Source organism: Bordetella avium, assembly GCF_034424645.1.
Classification (GTDB): Bacteria; Pseudomonadota; Gammaproteobacteria; order Burkholderiales; family Burkholderiaceae_B; genus Bordetella; species Bordetella avium.
Genome location: NZ_CP139969.1, coordinates 2,275,121 through 2,296,527 on the forward strand (window position 1 = coordinate 2,275,121; position 21,407 = coordinate 2,296,527).

At 58.6% G+C, this 21,407-nt stretch carries 21 protein-coding genes and 1 tRNA gene; 10 read left to right on the forward strand and 12 right to left on the reverse strand.

Translation table 11 applies throughout. The features are described 5' to 3' along the window. Positions 1 to 39 precede the first annotated feature (39 nt). Positions 40 to 1,284 carry a benzoate/H(+) symporter BenE family transporter gene (locus tag U0029_RS10540; RefSeq protein WP_012417178.1) on the reverse strand — a complete coding sequence of 415 codons (1,245 nt, stop codon included), beginning with the start codon at positions 1,282 to 1,284 and terminating at the stop codon, positions 40 to 42. Between the two features lie 107 nt (positions 1,285 to 1,391). On the opposite strand from U0029_RS10540, the gene pdxR reads away from it, so the two are divergent. Next, the gene (gene pdxR, locus U0029_RS10545; RefSeq protein ID WP_012417177.1) at positions 1,392 to 2,888 is read left to right on the forward strand and encodes a MocR-like pyridoxine biosynthesis transcription factor PdxR; all 1,497 of its coding nucleotides are present in this window, start codon (positions 1,392 to 1,394) and stop codon (positions 2,886 to 2,888) included. Between the two features lie 235 nt (positions 2,889 to 3,123). On the opposite strand, the gene lon is transcribed toward pdxR, so the two are convergent. The 4 genes from lon to tig form a co-directional block, all read right to left on the reverse strand. Further along, entirely contained in the window at positions 3,124 to 5,556 is a 2,433-nt protein-coding gene (gene lon, locus U0029_RS10550; protein WP_012417176.1) for an endopeptidase La, read from the reverse strand. A 174-nt stretch (positions 5,557 to 5,730) separates the two neighbouring features. Continuing rightward, positions 5,731 to 7,029, reverse strand: coding sequence for an ATP-dependent Clp protease ATP-binding subunit ClpX (clpX, locus tag U0029_RS10555; RefSeq protein WP_012417175.1), 1,299 nt, complete (start codon positions 7,027 to 7,029; stop codon positions 5,731 to 5,733). Between the two features lie 103 nt (positions 7,030 to 7,132). Beyond that, the gene (gene clpP / locus U0029_RS10560) at positions 7,133 to 7,786 is read right to left on the reverse strand and encodes an ATP-dependent Clp endopeptidase proteolytic subunit ClpP (RefSeq protein ID WP_012417174.1); all 654 of its coding nucleotides are present in this window, start codon (positions 7,784 to 7,786) and stop codon (positions 7,133 to 7,135) included. Between the two features lie 2 nt (positions 7,787 to 7,788). After that, positions 7,789 to 9,099 carry a trigger factor gene (tig, locus tag U0029_RS10565; RefSeq protein ID WP_012417173.1) on the reverse strand — a complete coding sequence of 437 codons (1,311 nt, stop codon included), beginning with the start codon at positions 9,097 to 9,099 and terminating at the stop codon, positions 7,789 to 7,791. A gap of 179 nt (positions 9,100 to 9,278) precedes the next feature. Between tig and U0029_RS10570 the strand changes: the two genes are divergently transcribed. Next, positions 9,279 to 9,857: a TIGR00645 family protein gene (locus tag U0029_RS10570; protein ID WP_012417172.1), complete on the forward strand. Its 579-nt coding sequence runs from the start codon at positions 9,279 to 9,281 to the stop codon at positions 9,855 to 9,857. 69 nt (positions 9,858 to 9,926) lie between these two features. Here the strand turns inward: U0029_RS10570 and U0029_RS10575 are convergent, their stop codons facing one another. The 4 genes from U0029_RS10575 to U0029_RS10590 form a co-directional block, all read right to left on the reverse strand. Further along, positions 9,927 to 10,133, reverse strand: a complete 207-nt coding sequence (locus U0029_RS10575) for a cold-shock protein (RefSeq protein ID WP_012417171.1) — start codon at positions 10,131 to 10,133, stop codon at positions 9,927 to 9,929. A gap of 255 nt (positions 10,134 to 10,388) precedes the next feature. Next, positions 10,389 to 10,934 (reverse strand): DUF924 family protein, encoded by a 546-nt coding sequence (locus U0029_RS10580; protein ID WP_012417170.1) that lies wholly within the window; start codon positions 10,932 to 10,934, stop codon positions 10,389 to 10,391. A 277-nt stretch (positions 10,935 to 11,211) separates the two neighbouring features. Beyond that, entirely contained in the window at positions 11,212 to 11,415 is a 204-nt protein-coding gene (locus tag U0029_RS10585) for a cold-shock protein (RefSeq protein WP_012417169.1), read from the reverse strand. Between the two features lie 307 nt (positions 11,416 to 11,722). Beyond that, the gene (locus U0029_RS10590) at positions 11,723 to 12,043 is read right to left on the reverse strand and encodes a hypothetical protein (RefSeq protein WP_012417168.1); all 321 of its coding nucleotides are present in this window, start codon (positions 12,041 to 12,043) and stop codon (positions 11,723 to 11,725) included. 291 nt (positions 12,044 to 12,334) lie between these two features. Between U0029_RS10590 and U0029_RS10595 the strand changes: the two genes are divergently transcribed. Then, positions 12,335 to 12,523, forward strand: coding sequence for a DUF4148 domain-containing protein (locus tag U0029_RS10595; protein ID WP_049794142.1), 189 nt, complete (start codon positions 12,335 to 12,337; stop codon positions 12,521 to 12,523). A gap of 430 nt (positions 12,524 to 12,953) precedes the next feature. Continuing rightward, positions 12,954 to 14,747: an ABC transporter ATP-binding protein/permease gene (locus U0029_RS10600; protein WP_211308639.1), complete on the forward strand. Its 1,794-nt coding sequence runs from the start codon at positions 12,954 to 12,956 to the stop codon at positions 14,745 to 14,747. Positions 14,748 to 14,934: 187 nt separating this feature from the next. Here the strand turns inward: U0029_RS10600 and U0029_RS10605 are convergent, their stop codons facing one another. Next, positions 14,935 to 15,105 (reverse strand): putative hemolysin, encoded by a 171-nt coding sequence (locus tag U0029_RS10605; protein WP_231838633.1) that lies wholly within the window; start codon positions 15,103 to 15,105, stop codon positions 14,935 to 14,937. Positions 15,106 to 15,747: 642 nt separating this feature from the next. Here U0029_RS10605 and U0029_RS10610 point away from each other — a divergent pair. The 3 genes from U0029_RS10610 (at position 15,748) to U0029_RS10620 (ending at position 16,743) form a co-directional block, all read left to right on the forward strand. Then, entirely contained in the window at positions 15,748 to 16,047 is a 300-nt protein-coding gene (locus tag U0029_RS10610; protein WP_114851910.1) for a DNA-binding protein, read from the forward strand. Continuing rightward, positions 16,044 to 16,364 carry a helix-turn-helix domain-containing protein gene (locus tag U0029_RS10615; RefSeq protein ID WP_114851909.1) on the forward strand — a complete coding sequence of 107 codons (321 nt, stop codon included), beginning with the start codon at positions 16,044 to 16,046 and terminating at the stop codon, positions 16,362 to 16,364. The genes U0029_RS10610 and U0029_RS10615 overlap by 4 nt, the downstream gene beginning before the upstream one ends. A 190-nt stretch (positions 16,365 to 16,554) precedes the next feature. Continuing rightward, the gene (locus tag U0029_RS10620; protein ID WP_012417162.1) at positions 16,555 to 16,743 is read left to right on the forward strand and encodes a hypothetical protein; all 189 of its coding nucleotides are present in this window, start codon (positions 16,555 to 16,557) and stop codon (positions 16,741 to 16,743) included. 380 nt (positions 16,744 to 17,123) lie between these two features. Here U0029_RS10620 and U0029_RS10625 read toward each other — a convergent pair whose 3' ends face one another. Next, positions 17,124 to 17,462: a DUF6693 family protein gene (locus U0029_RS10625; RefSeq protein ID WP_039051389.1), complete on the reverse strand. Its 339-nt coding sequence runs from the start codon at positions 17,460 to 17,462 to the stop codon at positions 17,124 to 17,126. A 638-nt stretch (positions 17,463 to 18,100) separates the two neighbouring features. Next, positions 18,101 to 18,187: transfer RNA gene (locus tag U0029_RS10630), tRNA-Leu, on the reverse strand. Positions 18,188 to 18,232: 45 nt separating this feature from the next. On the opposite strand from U0029_RS10630, the gene dapC reads away from it, so the two are divergent. The 3 genes from dapC to dapE are packed head-to-tail and all read left to right on the forward strand — an operon-like array spanning position 18,233 to position 21,401. After that, positions 18,233 to 19,423 carry a succinyldiaminopimelate transaminase gene (gene dapC / locus U0029_RS10635; protein WP_012417103.1) on the forward strand — a complete coding sequence of 397 codons (1,191 nt, stop codon included), beginning with the start codon at positions 18,233 to 18,235 and terminating at the stop codon, positions 19,421 to 19,423. Positions 19,424 to 19,446: 23 nt separating this feature from the next. Further along, a complete protein-coding gene (gene dapD / locus U0029_RS10640; RefSeq protein ID WP_012417102.1) occupies positions 19,447 to 20,268 on the forward strand; it encodes a 2,3,4,5-tetrahydropyridine-2,6-dicarboxylate N-succinyltransferase in 822 nt (273 codons plus the stop codon). Next, entirely contained in the window at positions 20,268 to 21,401 is a 1,134-nt protein-coding gene (gene dapE, locus U0029_RS10645) for a succinyl-diaminopimelate desuccinylase (RefSeq protein ID WP_012417101.1), read from the forward strand. The genes dapD and dapE overlap by 1 nt, the downstream gene beginning before the upstream one ends. Positions 21,402 to 21,407: the final 6 nt, after the last annotated feature.

Sequence of the window (21,407 nt, forward strand, 5' to 3'; positions counted from 1 at the left end):
TGGGCTGTCCGCGCCAGGTTTGCGCGCCTGGCGGCTCGATCATCGACTTGGCCGCTCGTTAATAGGCTGCCCAGCAACGACGGGCTTGGCTGCCCGTTGCGGCAAGCGACCGTTGAGACCCACATAGGCCACCAGGCCGATCACCAGCCCCCAAAAAGCGCCACCAATACCAAGCAGCTTAATGTTGGCGGCGGCGGCCAGGAAGGTGATGAGCGATGCTTCGCGGGACCTGGGATCGGCCAGCGCGCTGGCCAGGCTGCCGCCAATCGTGCCCAACAGCGCCAGACCGGCCAGCGTGGTGATAAAGGTCGCAGGCAAGGCCATGAACACGGCGGCGAGCGTCAGCCCGAATACTCCGACCAGCACATAGAATACGCCTGCGGCGATGCCGGCGATCCAGCGCTTGGACGGATCTTCGTGAGCCTCTCTGCCCGTAGCGATGGCGGCCGTAATGGCAGCGATATTAAAGGCGTGTGAACCGAAGGGCGCCATCAGTAACGAGCCCAACCCTGTCAGGGCCACGATGGGGTTGGCGCTACTCTTAAAGCCGTCGTTGCGCAACACCAGCATGCCGGGCATGTACTGCCCAGTAAGCGTGATGAGGAAAAGCGGCAGGGCCAGGCTCAGGAGGGAATTGAGCGAGAACATGGGCATGGTGAATACCGGCTTCGCCAGCTCCAGCCTCAAACCGGACAGATCGACGCGCTCCTGAGCCAGCAAAAAGGCCAGCCCCAGCACGAGGATGCCGACCACGGCGTAACGAGCGCTGAATCGTTTGAACACCACATAGGAAACGAACAGCACACCTGCGAGCAAGGGATCGACGGTAATGCCGCCGAAAGCGCCGATACCGAACTGAAGCAGGATACCGGCCAACAGCCCGGCGGCCACGCCCGGGGGAATCATGCGAATGACCCGCTCGAAGCAGCCAGACAGCCCTAGCACCACGAAGGCTGCGGCCGAGATCAGGTAGGCGCCGACCGCTTCCGCGTAGGGCGTCGTCGCCAGCGCCACGACGAGGAAAGCGGCTGCGGGGGTAGACCAGGCCGTGATGATGGGCTCGCGTGAAATCCAGCTCAGGAAGATCCCTGTCACCCCCACACCAATCGAAATCGACCATACCCACGAAGCCGTCTGCTCGGGGCTGAGACCCGCCACCTTGGCGGCTTGGAACACCAGAATAAAAGTGCCGCCGTAGTTGACGATGACCGAGATCAAACCGGCAACGATTGGATGGGTGAGGTCGCTCCAGCGAACGGGGCTAGGTGACGGGGCGGCTGGCATGATCTGACTCGGGCTCCTGAAAACGGTGACTTAGGTTTACAAGACGCATTTGTAGCGCCAAAATGGACTGATTTACCCATCCATTTTTCTAGGCGTATACCGGCCAATTGTTCAAAAATGCCCAACTTGAATCCGTTAAAGCCTGGATGAGCGACCCGGCGCATGGGACTTTGCCCCTGCATGTGCGCATCCATCGGGCCGTCCGGCAACTCATCCTCGACGGGGCGCTCGATGTGGGCAGACCATTGCCTGCGTCACGCACACTGGCAAAATCATTGGGGATCTCCCGCGATACGGTCGAGTCGGCCTACACCCAGCTGCATGCCGAGGGCTTCATCGAGCGGCGCGTGGGCAGCGGCAGCTTCGTGTCGGAGCGGACCCAGCACCTGACAGCAAGGGGCAAAGCACGTCGCACTGCCGTGAACAAGACAGCGCCGCGCCTGAGCCAGCGTGGGAACGTCATATTCAAAGGCGGCGGGATTCGGGACTTTCTGACCCCTCGCCCCTTTGCACCAGGCGTCCCGGAAACGCGCAACTTTCCACTCCAGACCTGGGAGCGGCTGGAGCGACAGGTGCTGAAGGAATACGGCACCCTGGCGCTGCTGCACAGCCCGCCGCAGGGCATGGAACCCTTGCGACGTGCCATCGCGGATTATGTCAATCTCGAACGCGGTGCACGTGCGACACCCGAGCGCGTGCTGGTGCTGACCAGTTCCCAGCAAGCCCTGAACCTGTGCGCTCACGTGCTGCTCGATGCTGGCGACCGGATTTTTATCGAAGATCCTGTCTACCATGGTGCGCGCAAGGCCTTCGACGCCGCAGGGCTGCAATGCCTGCCGATTCCGCTCGACGCCGAGGGCTTGCGCGTAGAACATCTGAGCCAGGCAGCTAATGCGCTAGGCGAGCATCCCAAAGCCGTATTCCTGACACCCTCCCACCAGTTTCCGACCGGGGCGACGCTGGCACTGGACAGGCGGCTGGCCGTCATTGAATGGGCTCGCCAGCACCAGAGCTGGATCATAGAGGACGACTACGACAGCGAATTTCACTACGCCGGCAAGCCCACCGCATGCGTGCAGGGGCTGGATTCGAATGAACGGACGATCTATATCGGCACCTTCACGAAATCGCTGTTTCCAGGCCTGCGCATCGGCTACATGGTGTTGCCGTCATCGCTTGTTGCCCCCATGACCGTGGCGCGCACCTTAATGGACGGGCACAATGCGCCGATCCCGCAGCTGACTCTGGCTCGTTTCATCGAAGGCGGCCACTATGGCGCGCATGTGCGCACGATGCGGCTTGTCTATGCCGAACGGCGGGATGTGCTTGCCCGTTTGGTCCGTGAGCATTTGGCCGACTTTGTTGAGCCAAGAGTGCCTGCAGGAGGCATGCAGATGCCCTGCGTGTTTATCCGAGACATTCCCGAAAACGAAGCGCTGGAGTCCGCCCGGCGCGCGGGCGTCGACCTGCTAGGGCTGACCGCGCTACATGCCACAAGCTGGCGCAAGGCCGGCTTTCTCATGGGGTTTGCTGCCCATGCACCGCACGAATTGGAAATCGCCATCAAGAAACTGGCGAAGGTGCTGCGCGCGCTCTGCCCGTAAAGCGCTCTCTTTACCCTGAAACGACGCCCGCCTCCTTGCCCTGGCTTTAGGCGTCGCTCGGCGCAGGTTTCAAAAGCAGTCAACCGGATAGCGCTCACTACATAAGCGACACCCCAAGGCGACAAACTGCCGCGGCAAGCGACAGCCCATGAAAAACACCCCAAAGTTTGGATCGGTGTCCAACTTTTGGGGTGTATGCCATTAACCGGCGGCGTTACCGCCTTGCGGCGAGCAATCAGTGCTTGAGCACGGGATCGTTCGACTCGACCGGCTTGCTGACCAGCGCCTCCTTGACGGGCTCTTCATCGGCCAGCGGCTCAGGTTGACGCTCCAGCGCCAGCTCAAGCACCTTGTCGATCCAGCGCACCGGCACGATTTCCAGACGGTTTTTAACGTTATCCGGAATATCGGCGAGGTCTTTCACGTTCTCTTCGGGTATCAAGACCGTCTTGATACCACCGCGATGCGCCGCCAGGAGTTTTTCCTTCAGGCCACCGATGGGCAGCACTTCGCCGCGCAGCGTGATTTCGCCGGTCATGGCCACATCAGCACGCACCGGAATGCGCGACAAGGCGGAAACCATGGCCGTGGTGATCGCGATACCCGCCGACGGACCATCCTTGGGCGTGGCGCCTTCCGGCACGTGCACATGCATATCGTGCTTTTCAAAGACGCTATCGGCAAAGCCCAGGCGGCGGGCCCGCGAGCGCACGACCGTGCGCGCCGCTTCGACCGACTCTTTCATGACGTCGCCCAGCGAACCCGTGCGCTGAATAACGCCCTTGCCGGGCATATCCGCCACTTCGATCGTCAACAGATCGCCGCCCACCTCAGTCCAGGCCAGGCCAGTCACTTGACCGATCTGGTTGTCTTTTTCGGCCATGCCAAAGCTGTAACGGCGCACGCCGAGGTAGTCGCTCAGATTGTCGGCATTCACCACGACAGGGGTCGCAAGCGCCGCCTCGCCCTTGTCCTGAGCCGTCAGCAACTGCTTGACGACCTTGCGGCACACCTTGCCCACTTCGCGCTCCAGCGCACGCACACCGGCTTCACGAGTGTAGTAGCGCACGATATCGCGCAAAGCGCTCTCGTCCACCGTCAGCTCGTTCTCCTTCAAGCCATTGTTCTTCATCAGCTTGGGCAGGAGGTGATCGCTGGCGATATGAATCTTTTCCTCTTCGGTGTAACCCGATAGGCGGATGACTTCCATACGGTCCAGCAAGGCCGGGGGAATGTTCAGCGTGTTGCTCGTCGCCACGAACATCACATCGGAAAGGTCGAAATCGACCTCGATGTAATGGTCCTGGAAAGTGTGGTTCTGTTCGGGGTCCAGCACCTCCAGCAGCGCCGACGACGGATCGCCACGGAAATCCATACCGAGCTTATCGATTTCATCGAGCAGGAAGAGCGGATTGCGCACAGCCACTTTGGACATGTTCTGCAGAATCTTGCCCGGCATCGAACCGATGTAGGTACGGCGATGGCCACGGATCTCGGCCTCATCGCGCACACCGCCCAGCGCCATGCGCACAAACTTGCGGTTCGTGGCCTTGGCGATGGATTGGCCAAGCGAGGTCTTGCCGACGCCCGGAGGACCGACCAGACACAGAATGGGCGCCTTGACCTTGTCGACGCGCTGCTGCACCGCGAGATATTCGACGATGCGCTCTTTGACCTTCTCGAGGCCATAGTGGTCATCGTCCAGCACGCGTTCGGCGTTAGCGATCGAGTTGTTGATCTTGCTCTTTTTCTTCCAGGGAAGATTGATGAGCGTATCGATGTAATTGCGCACCACGGTGGCTTCTGCCGACATGGGCGACATCAGCTTGAGCTTCTTGAGTTCGCCATCCGCCTTTTTGCGCGCCTCTTTAGGCATATGCGCGGCGATGATTTTCTTCTCAAGCTCTTCGAGATCGGCGCCTTCCTCGCCTTCGCCCAACTCCTTCTGAATGGCCTTGACCTGCTCATTCAGGTAGTAATCGCGCTGGCTCTTTTCCATCTGCTTCTTCACACGGCCGCGAATACGCTTCTCGACCTGAAGAATGTCGATCTCCGTTTCCAGCTGGGTAAGCAGGGCTTCCAGGCGCTCGGCGGTCGGCACGATCTCCAGCATTTTCTGCTTTTGCTCGAGCTTGAGCGGCAGGTGGGCGGCAATCGTGTCGGCCAGACGGCCGGCGTCGTCGATACCCGCCAACGAGGTCAGAATCTCGGGCGGAATCTTCTTGTTGAGTTTTACGTACTGCTCAAACTGGGCCACGATGGCGCGGCGCAAGGCCTCGGTTTCGGGGCCAGTCTCGGTGTCGGGCTCGATCAGGCTGACTTCGCACGTAAAGTGCGATTCGCCGTCCACGACGCGGTTGATGCGCGCGCGCTGCGTACCCTCGACCAGCACTTTGACGGTGCCGTCGGGCAGTTTGAGCATCTGGAGGATGCTGGCCACGCAGCCGATTTCATACACATCCTCAGGCGTCGGATCATCCTTACCCGCGGATTTCTGCGCCACCAACATGATGCTCTTGCCGGCTTCCATGGCGATTTCCAGCGCACGGATCGAGCGCGGACGGCCCACGAATAGCGGGATGACCATGTGCGGAAACACCACCACGTCGCGCAAGGGCAACAAAGGCAGGTCGATAGGATCTGAAGGCAGGGTCTGGCTTGCAGACATAGTGAGTTCCTCAGAGTGAATGAGAGGGACACAAGGGCCGCAACATCAAATGAGCCCCAGGTCGGTTACGTCTGATATGGGAACAATAGCCCAAAAATCAAGATGCAGATTGCCTCTCGACATCAAGATATAAAAAAACCCGTCAAAGACGGGTTTTGCGTGGATGCTGCCGCCTCAGGCCGCCGCGTCACGGACCTCGCCTTGGGCCGACTCATCGGACCCTGCGACTTCATCTGCGTAAATAAGCAAAGGCTTGCCATCACCCTCGATGACATTGGCATCGACCACCACGCGGCGGATATTGCCTGCCGTCGGCAAATCGTACATGGTGTCGAGCAAGGCCGATTCCAGGATGGAACGCAAACCACGCGCGCCGGTTTTACGCTGCAGCGCCTTGCGAGCAATGGCGTGCAGGGCGTCAGGACGGATGTCCAATTCGGCGCTCTCCATAGCAAACAGTTTCTGGAACTGCTTGATAAGGGCATTCTTGGGCTCGGTGAGAATCTGCACCAGAGCGGCCTCGTCAAGTTCATCCAGCGTCGCGACGACGGGAAGACGACCGACCAGTTCGGGAATAAGACCAAACTTAATCAGATCTTCAGGTTCTGCCTCGCCGAACAGCTCGCCGACACCGCGCTCGGACTTGGCGCGCACTGCAGCCGAAAAACCGATGCCCGACTTCTCGGTGCGGTCGCGGATAACCTTTTCCAGACCATCGAAGGCACCGCCCACGATGAACAGGATGTTGGTCGTATCAACTTGCACAAAATCCTGATTGGGATGCTTGCGCCCGCCCTGGGGAGGCACCGAAGCCACCGTACCCTCGATCAGTTTCAGAAGCGCCTGCTGCACGCCCTCACCCGACACGTCGCGCGTGATCGAGGGGTTATCGGATTTGCGTGAAATCTTGTCAATTTCATCGATGTAGATAATGGCGCGCTGCGCCTTCTCAACATCGTAATTGCAGTTCTGCAACAGCTTCTGAATGATGTTTTCGACGTCCTCGCCCACGTAACCCGCTTCGGTAAGCGTGGTCGCGTCGGCCATGACGAAGGGAACATTCAACATGCGAGCAAGCGTCTGGGCCAGCAGGGTCTTGCCCGAGCCTGTCGGCCCGATCAGCATGATGTTGCTCTTGGAGAGCTCGACCTCATCGCCCTTGATTTCGCCGTGACGAATGCGCTTGTAATGGTTATAGACAGCAACCGCCAGCATACGCTTGGGGCCGGTCTGACCAATTACATATTGGTCCAGGAAGGATTTGATCTCAACCGGAGTGGGCAATTCGGAACGAATCGCCGCGCGCGCGGTTGCCTGCGCTTCCTCGCGGATGATGTCATTGCACAGGTCGATGCACTCATCACAGATGAATACGGATGGACCTGCGATCAGCTTGCGGACCTCATGCTGGCTCTTATTGCAGAAAGAGCAATGCAGCACTTTTGCGTCTGCCGATCCCTTTTTTTCAGGCATAAGTGGTTCTAGTCTCTAGTAGAAGATGCTTCCCCTGGACCCAGGGGAAGCACTTAACGCTTATCAGACGTGCAGTCAGAGCCCGCCGCCAGCCAAATATACGTCAGACGTCTTCGCGGCGTGCCAGAACCTTGTCTACCAGACCATACGATAGCGCATCTTCAGCAGACATGAAGGTGTCGCGCTCGGTGTCTATGGCGATGCGTTCCATGGACTGGCCAGTGTTCTCAGCCAGAATCCGGTTCAGACGCTCGCGCAAATCCAGGATTTCCTTAGCCTGGATCTGGATGTCGCTGGCCTGCCCCTGAGCACCACCCGACGGCTGGTGAATCATGATACGGGAGTTAGGCAAGGAGAAACGCTTGCCCTTCTTGCCCGCAGCCAGCAAAAAGGCGCCCATGCTCGCCGCCAGGCCCGTGCACAAGGTGGACACATCGGGCTTGACGAACTGCATGGTGTCGAAAATGGCCATTCCGGCATACACCGACCCGCCAGGCGAGTTGATGTAGAAGGAAATGTCCTTATCAGGATTCTCCGATTCCAGGAACAGCAGCTGGGCGACGACCAGATTGGCCGTGGCGTCATTGACCGGCCCGACCAAAAAGATCAGGCGCTCGCGCAACAGGCGCGAATAAATGTCGTAGGCGCGCTCGCCGCGTCCGGACTGCTCCACAACCATCGGGATATAGCCCAATCCGGTGGGCGTCACCGACGCCCCGCCGTACATTGCCGCATAGAAATCGGTGAATCTCTGCATAGTTATGCCATCCCCATCAACTGATCGAAGGGAACCTTCTCATCGGTTACCTTGGCCTTTTCCAGCACGTAGGCCACCACGTTGTCTTCCAGCACGATCGCTTCGATTTCGGCGCGACGCTGACGATCCGACAGATAGTAGCTGACAACCTGAGCAGGCTGCTCGTAGTTCTGAGCGAACTCTTCGATGCGGGCGCGAACCTGCTCGGGCTTGGCCTGCAACTGCTGCTGCTTGACCAGCTCGGAAACTAGCAGACCCAGGCGCACGCGACGCTCGGATTCGACGGCGAACACTTCGGCAGGCATGGGCATGCTGTCGGCATTCGGCACACCGCGCTGTTTGAGCTCTTCACGAGCCTGAGCGATGCGGCCTTGCACGTCGTTGTCGACCAGAGACTTGGGCACGTCGAACTTGGCGGCCTCGACCAGCGCATCCATGACGCTGGTCTTGGTGCGGCCTTGCGAACGGACCTTCACTTCACGCTCGATATTGCCACGGATGTCAGCCTTGAGCTTTTCGACATCGGCGTCGGCCTGGCCCAGCGACTTGGCGAACTCGGCATCGACGACGGGCAGAACAGCCTCGGCCACTTCCTTGACGGTGATGGTGAATTCAGCCGTCTTACCGGCGACTTCCTTACCCTGGTAGTCCTCAGGGAAGCTGAGCGGGAAAACCTTGGTGTCACCTGCCTTCAGGCCGCGAGCGGCTTCCTCGAACTCAGGCAGCATGCGGCCTTGACCCAGGATGAAGGGGAAGTTCTCGGCCTTGCCGCCTTCGAAAGGCACGCCGTCGATGGTGCCGGCGAAATCGAGAACGATGCGGTCATCGTCTTGCGCGGCGCGGCCTTCGCGGGTTTCATAGCTGGCGCGTTGCTTGCGCAGGACATCCAGCGTCTTGTCGACTTCCGCGTCGGTGACTTCAGTTTCATAGCGCGTGACGGCCAGATCGGACAGGTCAGGCACAGCGACTTCCGGATAAACCTCGAAAGTGGCCGAGAAGGCCAGCGTGTTCTCGTCCACGCCTTCCGTCTTGGGCTCGAGCGAAGGGCTTCCCGCCACGCGCAACTGGGCGGCTTCGACGGCTTGCTCAAAGGCACGGGCGACTTGGGAATTGATCACGTCATAGCGGACGCTCGGACCATGGCTGCGCTCGAGCATGGCCATCGGCGCCTTGCCGGGACGGAAGCCGGGCACCTTGGCGGTACGGGCCACGCGCTTGAGCTGCGCCTGGACTTCCTTTTCCACGTCGGCCACCGAAATGGCCAGATCAACACGGCGCTCCAGGCCGGAGAGGGTTTCAACCACAGGCTGCATTAAAAGACCTATTTTCCGAGGGATGAAAAGAAAACGAAACGGGTAAACGTGCAATTTTACCGGAAAGTGGGCAGAGAGCCCGAAACCCGGCCACGAGGGCTTTGCGCCGGGCCCCAGAATCGCCGCCGGCATTGCTAGAATGCGAACCGCCTGATTCCCATACCCCAAGGCTCGCAACGATGAATGCTCACCAATCTCACCGACCCGGCATCCTGTCCGCACTAATATTCAGCTCACGCTGGCTGCAGCTCCCCCTCTACCTTGGCCTGATCGTCGCCCAAGGTGTGTATGTCTTCCTGTTTTTGAAGGAACTCTGGCATCTCGTTTCGCATACCAGCACCTTCGGCGAACAGGACATCATGCTCATTGTCCTTGGGCTGATCGATGTCGTGATGATTTCCAACCTGCTAGTCATGGTGATCGTGGGCGGCTATGAGACCTTTGTCTCGCGCCTGCGCCTCGAGAACCATCCTGACCAGCCAGAGTGGCTAAGCCACGTCAACGCCAGCGTACTGAAAGTCAAACTGGCAATGGCCATCATTGGCATCTCGTCTATTCACCTGCTTCGCACCTTCATAGAGGCAGGCAATCTGGGTTCCACCGGCGCGCGCTTCACGGAAACCGGGGTGATGTGGCAAACCATCATCCATGTCGTATTCATCTTGTCGGCCATCGGCATCGCCTTTGTCGACAAGCTGACGAACAGCGGCTCGCACCATGCTCACCACGCCGGCGGCAGTCCGCACAAGCGACACTGAGCTGGCGCCAAGCCGCACAGCCCGTTAATGCAAAAGCCCCATCACTGGGGCTTTTGCATTATCAGACCATCAAACAATAACCTTGATGTCTTTCGCGCTTGGACCTTTCGGCCCCTCTCCGATTTCGAAAGACACACGCTGATTCTCTTGCAGTGACTTGTAACCCTCGCTGCGGATCTCGGAATAGTGCGCAAAGAGATCTTTGCCACCGTCGTCGGGCAAGATGAAACCGTAACCCTTCTCAGCGTTAAACCACTTAACAATACCGGTTGCCATGAACTGTCCTTCAACCAAAGCAGCGATTGCTCGCGGGATGCAAGACGCCAAGGAGGGGGGACGGGAAACACGCTTGCGACATAGGACCTGACCGCATCGCTTGACCTCGCCAGGTCAGTGTAGGAGTGTTTTTGCGCAACGGTCAAACTCTAATACTCGTCCAATTCTTTTGATACAAAAGATACATTTAGAATTAATTTTGAAGCTGCTCGTCGGTCCAACACAACAGGCAACCCGGTTTTCATTCCAAACGCTTCAGCCGGAAAACCCGCCTTTGTCGAGAAAATACTGTTCTGCAACTGAGGTGTCACGCCCAAGACTGGCATTCCTATGAGGAAAGCGGCCAAACTGCGCAATAACATCGCGATGAACAATTGCATACCGCAACGTTTCACCACCGAACTGAGTCATTAATCTGACACACTCGTCTTGATCGGCGAGATTTTCAGCATGTTCATACGGCAAATAAACGAAAGGCCTTAATTGCATTTCGATTTTTAAATCGAATCCGTTTACAAGCGCACGGCGGGCAATCGCCAGCGCAAGTCCATCGGTCGCAAACATATGCCCGGTTCCGCGGAAGGCGTTGCGCGGAAACTGATCCAGCAGAATAAGCAAGCCCAACACCCCCTCCGGACTCTGCTCCCAGGATGCCAACTCACCGCGTGCGGCCGCGTAATGCAAGGCCAGAAAACGCTCGCGGAACTCGTGATCAAACGCATCATCGCGGGCAAACCAGCGGCGGGGCCCCGCCTCACGCCAAAAGCCGACGACGTCGGCGGCCAATGCATTGCCAAACATGGGTATCTCCTGTGCTAAGGGTTCCAGCCAGGCAGGCCGTCACCCGCCCAGTGCCTCGAGGGGCGCAGGGCCCGAAGCATGATGCCGCAGGGGGAATCCCCCGCGCCGCCCAGGCTTGCCCGCCGCGGGGGACTCCCCCGTCGAAAGCGGCCAAGCGTCCGAGAGTTAGGGTATCTGAACGAAACCGATCTGTAAGCGCCCAAGGCCTGTACAAATGCGGCAAAAAGACAACAAAAAAGCCCCTTGCGGGGCTTTTTGCGACCAAAACTCAGCTAATTTAGATCAGCTGGATCTTGGTGGCTTGGGGGCCCTTGGGGCCCATGGCGGTGACGTAGCTCACGCGCTGGTTCTCTTCAAGGGTCTTGAAGCCATTGGATTGAATCTCGGAGAAGTGGGCGAACAGGTCCTTACCACCCGATTCCGGGGTGATGAAGCCATAGCCTTTCTCTGCGTTGAACCACTTAACGACGCCGGTTTCCATACTGTATTTCCTAAGATAGTGGGCGCTATGCGCCCGGAGAAACGATGCAATCAAGGAGGGGACAGCAGAACAATAACGGACGCCGAAAAAGGCACGGCACTGCACAAACTTCGCAACACTTGATCTCTCGTGCCGTCACTATCGTCAGGTTCCTCTCCCAAGTCAAGATAATCCATAAAATTACGTCTGAAGAATGCAACAAATAGAAACTGCCGTTACTGGCTGCTTAATATGTGCGCAAATATTTGCACAAGTCCTATTTACTAATAATCAACAGCATGCGAGCGTAACTATGGTAAGAATTTGATCACTCTTCGAGCGGCACACCCAACAGGTCCATCGCGGCAGCAAAGCAGTCCACATCAGCACAGAAAAACACGACAACATCCGAGGGATTGAGGTTATCCAGCACCTCGTCGATTTGCTCTTGAGCACCTTCCGTTGAATCCACTGAGGCGGCATGAATCGACGCTCCCTGAGACAATGCCTCGGGCGGCACGAAATCTGGAATCGTGTCAAGATCCGGCGCGCCCAGCACCAGATAAATACCAAAGCGAGCACCATCCATCGTGGCCTCAAGGCTGATGCCCGATTCAAATTCGCCAATCTGGCGGCTGGTGATTTCCATGTGTGCTTCCTGATAGGGGGAGCGCCGCGCCGGAAGTGCTTGGGCACGGGCAGTGGCGAACAAATATAGCGGTCATTAATACTGCGCTACCCGGCCGGCTTCGCAAGGTCAACGCCCCCCTCTGCGTACAGGCAGGGGGATGCGCATTATAGGCGCCCAGATGACTGAGGTAGCCGCCTTCCATTCCCAGTCTGCGCTCCGCGGAGTCACTCGGCGCGCTTGGCGCCGGCTAAACCTCAGCCGATCCGTGAAAACAGGCTTATTGCTCAGGCGACCCTTGCACTGCTATCTATGACGGCGTTGAGCGCCAGCGCGATTGCCGCAGACAACGTCGAACCGAACAACCTGCCATTTCGGGATGTCCAGATCACTTCCGAGGCGCCCACATCGCGGACACAGATCGAAGAGCAACTGCGCCAGGCTAAAGCCGATGGGGAATACACCTTTGGCGAGTTGGACTACCCTCCAAGCAACAACTAAGTCGTAAGCACCCAGCGAACCGCAAGGCCCCTGGCATTAAGCAGAGCGCCGCCGGCGCTCTGCTTTTTATATCAACCCTAGCCGGCCAAAACGCCTCGTTCGCTGTACTTCGAAACAGTACGATATAAGTAAAAACCCGCATCTCAGGTCCGCTTACTGCTTTTTTCACACCCGGCACGAAGTGCAGAACATTTGATTTTTCGCAATATTTTTGGTGACTCCGTCTTAAAAACTAATACAGTAAAGCCTTCATTTTTTGGGCTTGTTTCATAAGATTTATGTCATTTTGACGACAAAAAATCCAGCCAAGCTCAAATTCCCTTAGCAGCTTCATGGATAACAATGAGCTGCCGGCCAGCCACCGCCGTCAGCCCGGAACTAATCGGGGCGACTTGATCTAAGCAAACAGGGCCCTGTTAGACCAAAGTGGATCAAGGTGGATTGGCATACACAATTGAGCAGCAGCATGATCTGGCTGCTGAAGGCATTCTGTATCACTGTGGTGGCTGGCACGGCAGCCACCACGCTCCTTATCAATCGTACGCAATGGGGACGTCAGTTCTGGCGGCTCGCAGGCCCCTATCTCCACCCGCGCAACAGTTGGCGGCCGCTGGCCACGCTGGCCCTGTTATTACTCCTCACGCTGGCCAGCGTACGCATGACCGTGCTGTTCTCCTTTTGGTACAACGGCTTTTACAGCAGCCTGCAAGCACTGGATATCACAAGCTTCTGGCGCTATCTGGCTATCTTCGCCGTGCTGGCCAGCCTGCACATCATGCGCTCGCTGGTGGACAGCTATGTCGGCCAGGCCTTCGACATCAGGCTGCGTCAATGGCTGACAGGACGGCTGATGACCGACTGGCTGGACGGGCGCGCCTACTACCGGGATCACTTCCTGGCCGCGCCTGCCGACAACCCCGATCAGCGCATCGAACTGGACATTGCCAATTTCGCCATCAGCTCACGCAGCCTGGCATTCGGCGCGGTCAATGCCGTCGTTTCGCTGCTCGAATTCACCGTCATCCTCTGGGGTCTGTCCGGCGTGATGCATTTGGCCGGCCTAGACATCCCGAAAGGAATAGTGTTTGCCGTCTACCTCTACGTCATCATTGCGACCTTGTTCGCGTTTCGTATCGGCCGCCCCCTGATTCAGCTCAGCTTCATGAAGGAACGCCTGTCGGCAAACTTTCGCTATGCCTTGGTGCGGCTTCGGGACAATGCCGAGAGCATCGCCTTCTATCAGGGCGAAGCTACAGAAGGACGCGCCCTCGGCCATCGTTTCCGCATGCTGATTGCCAACGCCTGGCAACTGGTTTTCCGGGGCTTGAAATTCGACGGCTTCAATCTGTCGGTCAGCCAGCTTGCCGTCGTCTTTCCCTTTATCGTGCAGGCGCCGCGTTTTTTCAGCGGCGCCATCAAGCTGGGCGATGTCATCCAGACCGCTCAGGCTTTCGGCCAAGTGCAAGACGCCCTGTCCTTCTTTCGCACCTCCTATGACAGCTTTGCGCAGTACCGCGCCACCCTGCAACGGCTGAACGGGTTTCTCGACACCAATGAAGCGGCTCGCGCCTTGCCCACCGTGCTGACGCGCGACAACCCTGCCCGCTTGCGGGTAGCAGACCTGCACCTCGACAGCCCCGATGGGTCAAGCCTGCTGAGCGGCCTGAACCTGTCGCTTGAGCCCGGCCAGTCCTTGCTGATCCAGGGTCAGTCGGGCATAGGCAAGACCACATTGCTGCGTAGCCTGGCCGGCCTGTGGCCCTACGCACAGGGTGAAGTCGAACGCCCCACTCGGGAAAGAGCGCTGTTTCTGTCTCAGCGCCCCTACCTGCCACTGGGCAATCTGCGCGAGGTCATCGCCTACCCCGCCGCGGGCGATCCGGCCCAGGACATGCGTTTGCATGCCATTCTGGAACAGGTCTGTCTGGCGCACCTGAGCAAACGCCTCGACGAAGACACCGACTGGTCACGCGTGCTTTCTCTCGGCGAACAACAGCGCATCGCGTTCGCCCGCGTATTGCTCAACCAGCCCGCCATCGTGTTTCTAGACGAAGCCACTTCCGCCCTTGACGAGGGACTGGAAGCGGCCATGTATACATTGCTGCGGCGTCAGCTGCCAGCAAGCATTCTGGTCAGCGTGGGACATCGCAACACCTTGACGGCGTTCCACACCCACAGCCTGCGCCTGACGGCAGAGGATTGGCAGCTCTCAAAGAACCGCTGAGTGCGCGGTCGCCCAGGCCGGGCTCGAGCACCGCGCGCGCTGGATCAAGCGACAGCGGCTGCAAGCACGCAGTCCTTGCGAGAAGCGGACTTCCGACAACCTGGCGGCGCATTTTTCTCAGGACAACCATACCCAGCGTCCGCGCAGGCCGGCGGTCGAAAAAGGAGGGCCAGCAGGCACCGGGCTGTTACCGAGAGGCGCGATCGCGCTGGAACAGGGCCCACTCTTCGATCCGGCTGCCATCCGGCAGGGTGCACATACCGAGCTGGCCCTGGCCAGCCCGCTGTAGCTCAAGCGTGCCGCCCACTTCAACACAATGCACCGACGCTGGACTCACCTGACCAACCGGTTTGGCCAAGCCCCCGGAGTTCGTGCACCCCGCAACCAATAACGAAGCGAGCCCGATTCCAATCTTTCTCATTGATGAGCTTCCATAATTGCCTGGCATTTGCACAGTCTAGCAACGCTTCAATATGCTTTCTTGTCCGTTTTAAGACAAGAAAGCATATCTCCAAGCACAGAGCCTAAAACGCGTACATGTCTGATACCGCTTCATCGCCAAAGCTGTCCTTGCCTGGCCAGCCATCAATAGAAAGCGCGTGGTTTCTACGGCCCGGCGTCGCAATGAGCAAAGCCGCTCTGCCTCATCCCGAACGATGCAAAACAGAAGCAAGGCCAAGGACTTCGATGGGCAATGCCGCGCATGGCAAGCGAGTAGGCGCGCGGTACCAGACCCGATGGCTCGCCGGTCAGCTATGAGCATTTCCATGCTTGACCAAGCGCGTCGATATCGTCGCGTTGTTGAAAGCCTGAACCTAGCAGGGCTCAAATTTGGCCAAGCAAGAGTCAAGCACAAGGGTATTGAGGAAAGCCCCCTCCTCGTGTAGCGCAGCGTCACGAACCGGCGGCAGACCGGGCCGATTTTCATCCCCCCTCGCCCAGCGATATCGACGCATGGATAGAAAGTGCAGATTCCACAAATACGGGTATCCCGTAGAATATGCCCCCTACCATCATCGAAACCCCAACCTTCCAGAAACAGGCAGGAAAGCTGTGGTCAAGCAGCGAGCAGCAGGAGTTCATCGACTGGATCGCCGTCCACCCGGCGTCAGGCCGCGCCATTCCTGGCGTGGGCGGCGCGCGCCAAGTGCGGTGGCGGCGTACCCTCAAGTCCTGTGAAGCAAAAATTATCTACTTCCACCTGCCGGAAGATCACGCCCTGCTATTAGTCGCTGTCTATGCCAAAGCCGCGCTCAGAACTTCGGGCTCTTCCCCATTAGAAATGGACGATATGAGATGAAAAGAAGAATCGACATTGAAGCCGCAGCGAAAGTGATCGAGGCCGATGCGGGCGAACCGCTGCCAGAGTTGCGTCAGGCCTTAAGAGAAGCACAGGGTGGCGCAGGTCGCGTCACCAGTCCAGAGCAGATTCTGATACGCCAGGCGCGAGCGAAATCCGGCCTCACGCAAACCGCGTTCGCGAAGCGAATTGCCACGCCGGTTGCCACGCTACGAGACTGGGAGCAAGGTCGCTACATGCCGCCCGGGGGGGTGCTGTGCCTGCTCAAGCTCCTTAACAAACATCCTGAGCTATATCTCCAGCTGGCCGATGTTTAGGGGGTAAGCGATGGCGTGGCCGGCCGACCTAATCGCCAGGCCCGTCCCAGTCCAGCCAGACAAAAACGCCTACAGGGCCAGGAGGGGCTCAGCCTGTTTCCGATACCGCTAGGGTTACACAGACTATCCGATCCACGGGCAGCATCTGCTATGGTTAACACTCCTACACATCGACTACCGGGGAGAGCCCATGAGTTGGAATTTGAAGAGCATTCTTTTCGGCCAAGCACAAGGTAAGCAGAAAACGCGCGTGGTACTGGCGCACACAGATACCGGCGAGGAAGCAAGCTTCGACCTGGATGGCGATCCGGCCGAGCACCGGCAGATGAGCGTGCCCGCCCTGCAAAAACTTGCCGTCGAGCAGATCGACCTTGCCTGATTAAAAGCACAGCCTCTCCACCGAGGGGCGTGCAGGCCGCTGGCCTGGCTAGCCTGCCCAGCCAGCCGTATCGCCTCTGCGGTCAAGTCCGCCGGCAGCAATAGTCTGGCTGGCGGCAAGGCCTTTTTCTGAGAAGCGTTTTTTCCGGGCAGCTCAATCACGACCTGGCGCATTCACCAGATTGACCGTCCGTTCGGACTAGCGTGCTTGCCGCCGGCCTTGCATTCCACCAAGGCTAGACGGCCACCCAAGCACCCTCCCGATACTGCGGCGATAGACGACATCGTCGCCACCCATTTCATCGAAAGCCGCCAGTGATCTGGCACTTCTCATAAAAAAACCCGCCAGAACAGGCGGGTCAGCTCACACAATCAGCGCGATCACCCTGTGAAATCCACAACCTTTGTGTGATTCATGCAATGGGCATTGATCTTGTACAGGAAGATGAAATATCCAATGCCCAGCGTGAGGATGGAGATGATGGCCCAGATAATGATATTGCCGATGATGCTGGCCAAATCGATGGTGCACACCAGCCGCCCAACGCGCTTACCCGAATCATCGAGCACCGAAGTCCGGCTAATGATGAATCGTTGCATGTAGTAGGGGAATACAAACAGCGCCAGGCCGAATGTAATGAAGGCCAGAATGATCCAGATGATTCCGTGACCAATAATATCCCCGACCGTAAGATCGGATTTCAGCTGCAATTGCTTCATGGCTACATCTCCGGCATTAGTTAAGGATAAATTTACCATACATGCACAAACGTATCAAAATATTACAACAATGATGAAAATGCCTTGACCGTAGCTCTCAGCAAACCGCCGCCCCCCTGGATTATCGCCCCAGTTTTGCTAACCCTTCCTTCGAGAATCGTGGTCTCTTCTGTCCTACAAACGAAAACCGATAGAAAGGCGCAGCGTGGCTTAACCATGACAAACATTGCTCGCCCCCTCCGAGATGTGAGGCGGGCGGTATCCATGAAGTGGATCAACCAGGGCGCCGGCCTGGCAGATCACATCCCATCAAGGACGAATGGAGCAAGGCGACAGGTCAAGGATAGCGATAACTGCTATCGCCGGCACAGAGGCAAACAAGCGGGAGCTTGAGCATTTCCGCGTCGCGCCGACCGAAAAGCAAAAACGCGCCGAATTGGTAGCGGCGTAAATACAACACGCCGCGCCCAATGGCGCGTCTGCTTCGTCCAAAACAGCAAAGCCGACAAGCGGAGTTTTGCTCGAACGTACTGGGAAAATCTTGGCGCAAAGTTGTCTTTCCTACGCCAAAACAGCCCTAAAACAGCCCAAAAAAAACAAAACAAAAACTATAAGCAACTGATTTTTAAGGGGTTTCTTGGTGCGAAGGGCGGGACTCGAACCCGCACACCTGTTACGGCGTCAGGACCTAAACCTGGTGCGTCTACCAATTTCGCCACCTTCGCAAAGCCAAGCCTGCTATTGTAGCTTGCTTGTTAAAATCTTGCTCTATGAATCCAAGACTCGATGCTCTGAACCCCTATCCCTTCGAGAAGCTGCGTGCCTTGCTGGCTGAGGCCGGCTCGCCGCCGCAGGGGCTGGCTCCTATCAATCTGTCGATCGGTGAACCGAAACACGCCGCCCCCGCCCGTGTGGGAGAGGCGCTTTGCGCCAATTTGCAGGGCCTGTCAGTGTATCCGGCCACCAAGGGTGAGCCGGCCCTGCGCGAGGCCATCTCGCAATGGCTGGCGCAGCGCTACAGCATCCCGGCACCGGATGCCGATCGCGAGGTATTGCCGGTGCTCGGGTCACGCGAGGCCTTGTTTGCTTTTACGCAGGCGGTGGTGGACCCGGGCGCAGATGCTCTGGTGGTCTGCCCCAATCCTTTCTACCAGATTTACGAAGGCGCCACCCTGTTGGCTGGCGCTACGCCTTTTTACGTCAACGCGGACCCCGCCCGTGATTTCGGCTGCGACTGGGTTGCCGTGCCTGAAGCGGTGTGGCGGCGCACACAACTGGTTTTTGTGTGCTCGCCCGGAAATCCGGCAGGCAACGTCATGTCGCTGGAAGACTGGCAGGTTCTGTTCGATCTGTCGGACCGCTACGGCTTTGTCATTGCTTCGGATGAGTGCTATTCGGAGATTTATTTCGACGAGGCGCCCTTGGGCAGTCTCCAGGCGGCACGCCGTCTCGGACGTAACGACTACCGCAATGTGGTAGCGTTCTCCAGCCTGTCAAAGCGTTCGAACGTGCCAGGCCTGCGCTCGGGCTTCGTGGCGGGCGATGCACAGCTGATCGGCCGCTTTCTGCTGTATCGCACGTATCATGGCAGCGCCATGAGCCCGGTGATTGCCGCCGCGAGCGTGGCCGCCTGGACGGATGAGGATCATGTGGCCGAGAATCGGCGCGAGTATCGCGCCAAGTTCGAAGCGGTGGTGCCCATTCTGCAGCGCGTCATGGATGTGCGCATGCCGCAAGCCGCCTTTTATCTGTGGGCGCCCACGCCGGGACCCGATACGGCGTTTGTGCGCGATCTGTATGGCCGCACCGCTGTGACCGTGCTGCCTGGCAGCTTCCTGGCCCGTGAAGCTCACGGGGTGAACCCAGGCGACGGACGCGTACGTATCGCGCTGGTGGCGCCGCTCGAGCAGTGCGTCGAAGCAGCGGAGCGCATCGTGCATTTCATCAAGACTTCTGTTTGATCAACCCTTACCAATAAAGCGTCATGACTCTCGATCTGCAAACCACTATCGAAAAAGCCTGGGAAAGCCGAGCCAACCTGTCGCCTGCCGACGCGAGCGCCGAAGTTCGTGAAGCGGTCGAGCACACGATCGACGCGCTGGATCAAGGCCGCCTGCGCGTGGCCGACAAGTCCAGCGGTGAATGGATCGTGCATCAATGGATCAAGAAAGCGGTGCTGCTGTCCTTCCGCCTGCAAGATAACGAAGTGATGGGCGAAGCCCCCCTGACCTTCTACGACAAGGTGCAGACCAAGTTTGCCGACTTTGGCGCCGCCGCCTTCAAAGCAGGCGGTTACCGCGTGGTGCCGCCTGCCGTGGCCCGCCGTGGCTCCTTTATTGGCCGTAATGTGGTGCTGATGCCCTCTTACGTCAACATCGGCGCCTACGTTGACGAAGGCACGATGGTCGATACCTGGGCGACCGTAGGTTCTTGCGCTCAGATCGGCAAAAACGTTCACCTCTCGGGTGGCGTGGGCATCGGCGGCGTGCTGGAGCCGCTGCAGGCCAACCCCACCATCATCGAAGACAACTGCTTCATCGGCGCGCGCTCCGAAGTCGTGGAAGGCGTGGTGGTTGAAGAGAACTCCGTGCTGGCCATGGGCGTATTCCTGTCGCAAAGCACCAAGATCTTTGACCGCGCCACGGGCACGATCACCTATGGCCGAGTACCCTCGGGCTCTGTCGTGGTTCCCGGCTCGCTGCCGTCGGCAGACGGTTCGCATAGCCTGGCCTGCGCCGTGATCGTCAAGCGTGTGGATGCGCAGACCCGCGCCAAGACCAGCATCAACGATTTGCTGAGGGCGTAATGAGCGCAGTATTGGATCTGGTTCGGGACTTGATCGCCCGTCCGTCGGTCACGCCGCAAGACAAGGATTGTCAGCAAATGCTGGCGCAACGCCTGGCGCGCATCGGCTTTCAGTGCGAAACCATCGCGCGTGGCGGCGTGACCAATCTGTGGGCCCGGCGCGGCACACAGGGTCCGCTGGTCGTGTTCGCCGGGCACACCGATGTGGTGCCGCCCGGCCCGCGCGAAAAATGGGATAGCGATCCCTTCGTACCCACCGAGCGTGACGGCTATCTCTATGGCCGCGGCGCCTCTGACATGAAGAGTTCGATTGCCGCTTTCGTGGTGGCAGTGGAAGAATTCGTCGCGGCCCATCCCCAGCATGAGGGTTCGCTGGCCTTTTTGCTGACTTCCGACGAAGAAGGCCCCGCCATCGACGGCACCGTGATCGTCTGCGACGCGCTCCAGGCCCGCGGCGAGAAACTGGATTACTGCATCGTGGGCGAACCGACTTCGACCCATGAGTTGGGCGACGTCTGCAAGAATGGCCGCCGCGGCTCGCTGGGCGGCACGCTGACGGTCAAGGGCATACAGGGCCACGTGGCCTATCCGCATCTGGCGCGCAATCCGGTGCATCAGTTTGCGCCGGCGCTGGCCGAGCTGGTCGGTATCGAGTGGGATAAGGGCAATGAGTATTTCCCGCCTACGACCTTCCAGATCTCGAACCTGAATTCGGGCACGGGCGCAACCAATGTGGTGCCAGCCGAGGCCATCGTGGAATTCAATTGCCGCTTCTCGACCGCGAGCACGCCAGAGTCGCTCAAGGCCCGCGTGCATGAAGTGCTGGATCGCCATGGGCTCGAGTACGATCTGGAGTGGGATCTGGGCGGCGAGCCCTTTCTCACTGCGCGCGGCTCGCTCACCGATGCGCTGTCGTCGGCCATTCAGGCCGAAACCGGCCTCACCCCGGAGTTATCGACCACGGGCGGCACCTCGGATGGCCGCTTCATCGCCAAGATCTGCCCGCAGGTGATCGAGTTCGGCCCGACCAACGCCACGATTCACAAGATCAATGAGCGTGTCGCGCTGGACTGCCTGGACCCTCTCAAGAACATTTACCGGCGCACGTTGGAAAACCTGCTGCTGGCTCATTGAGGCGTT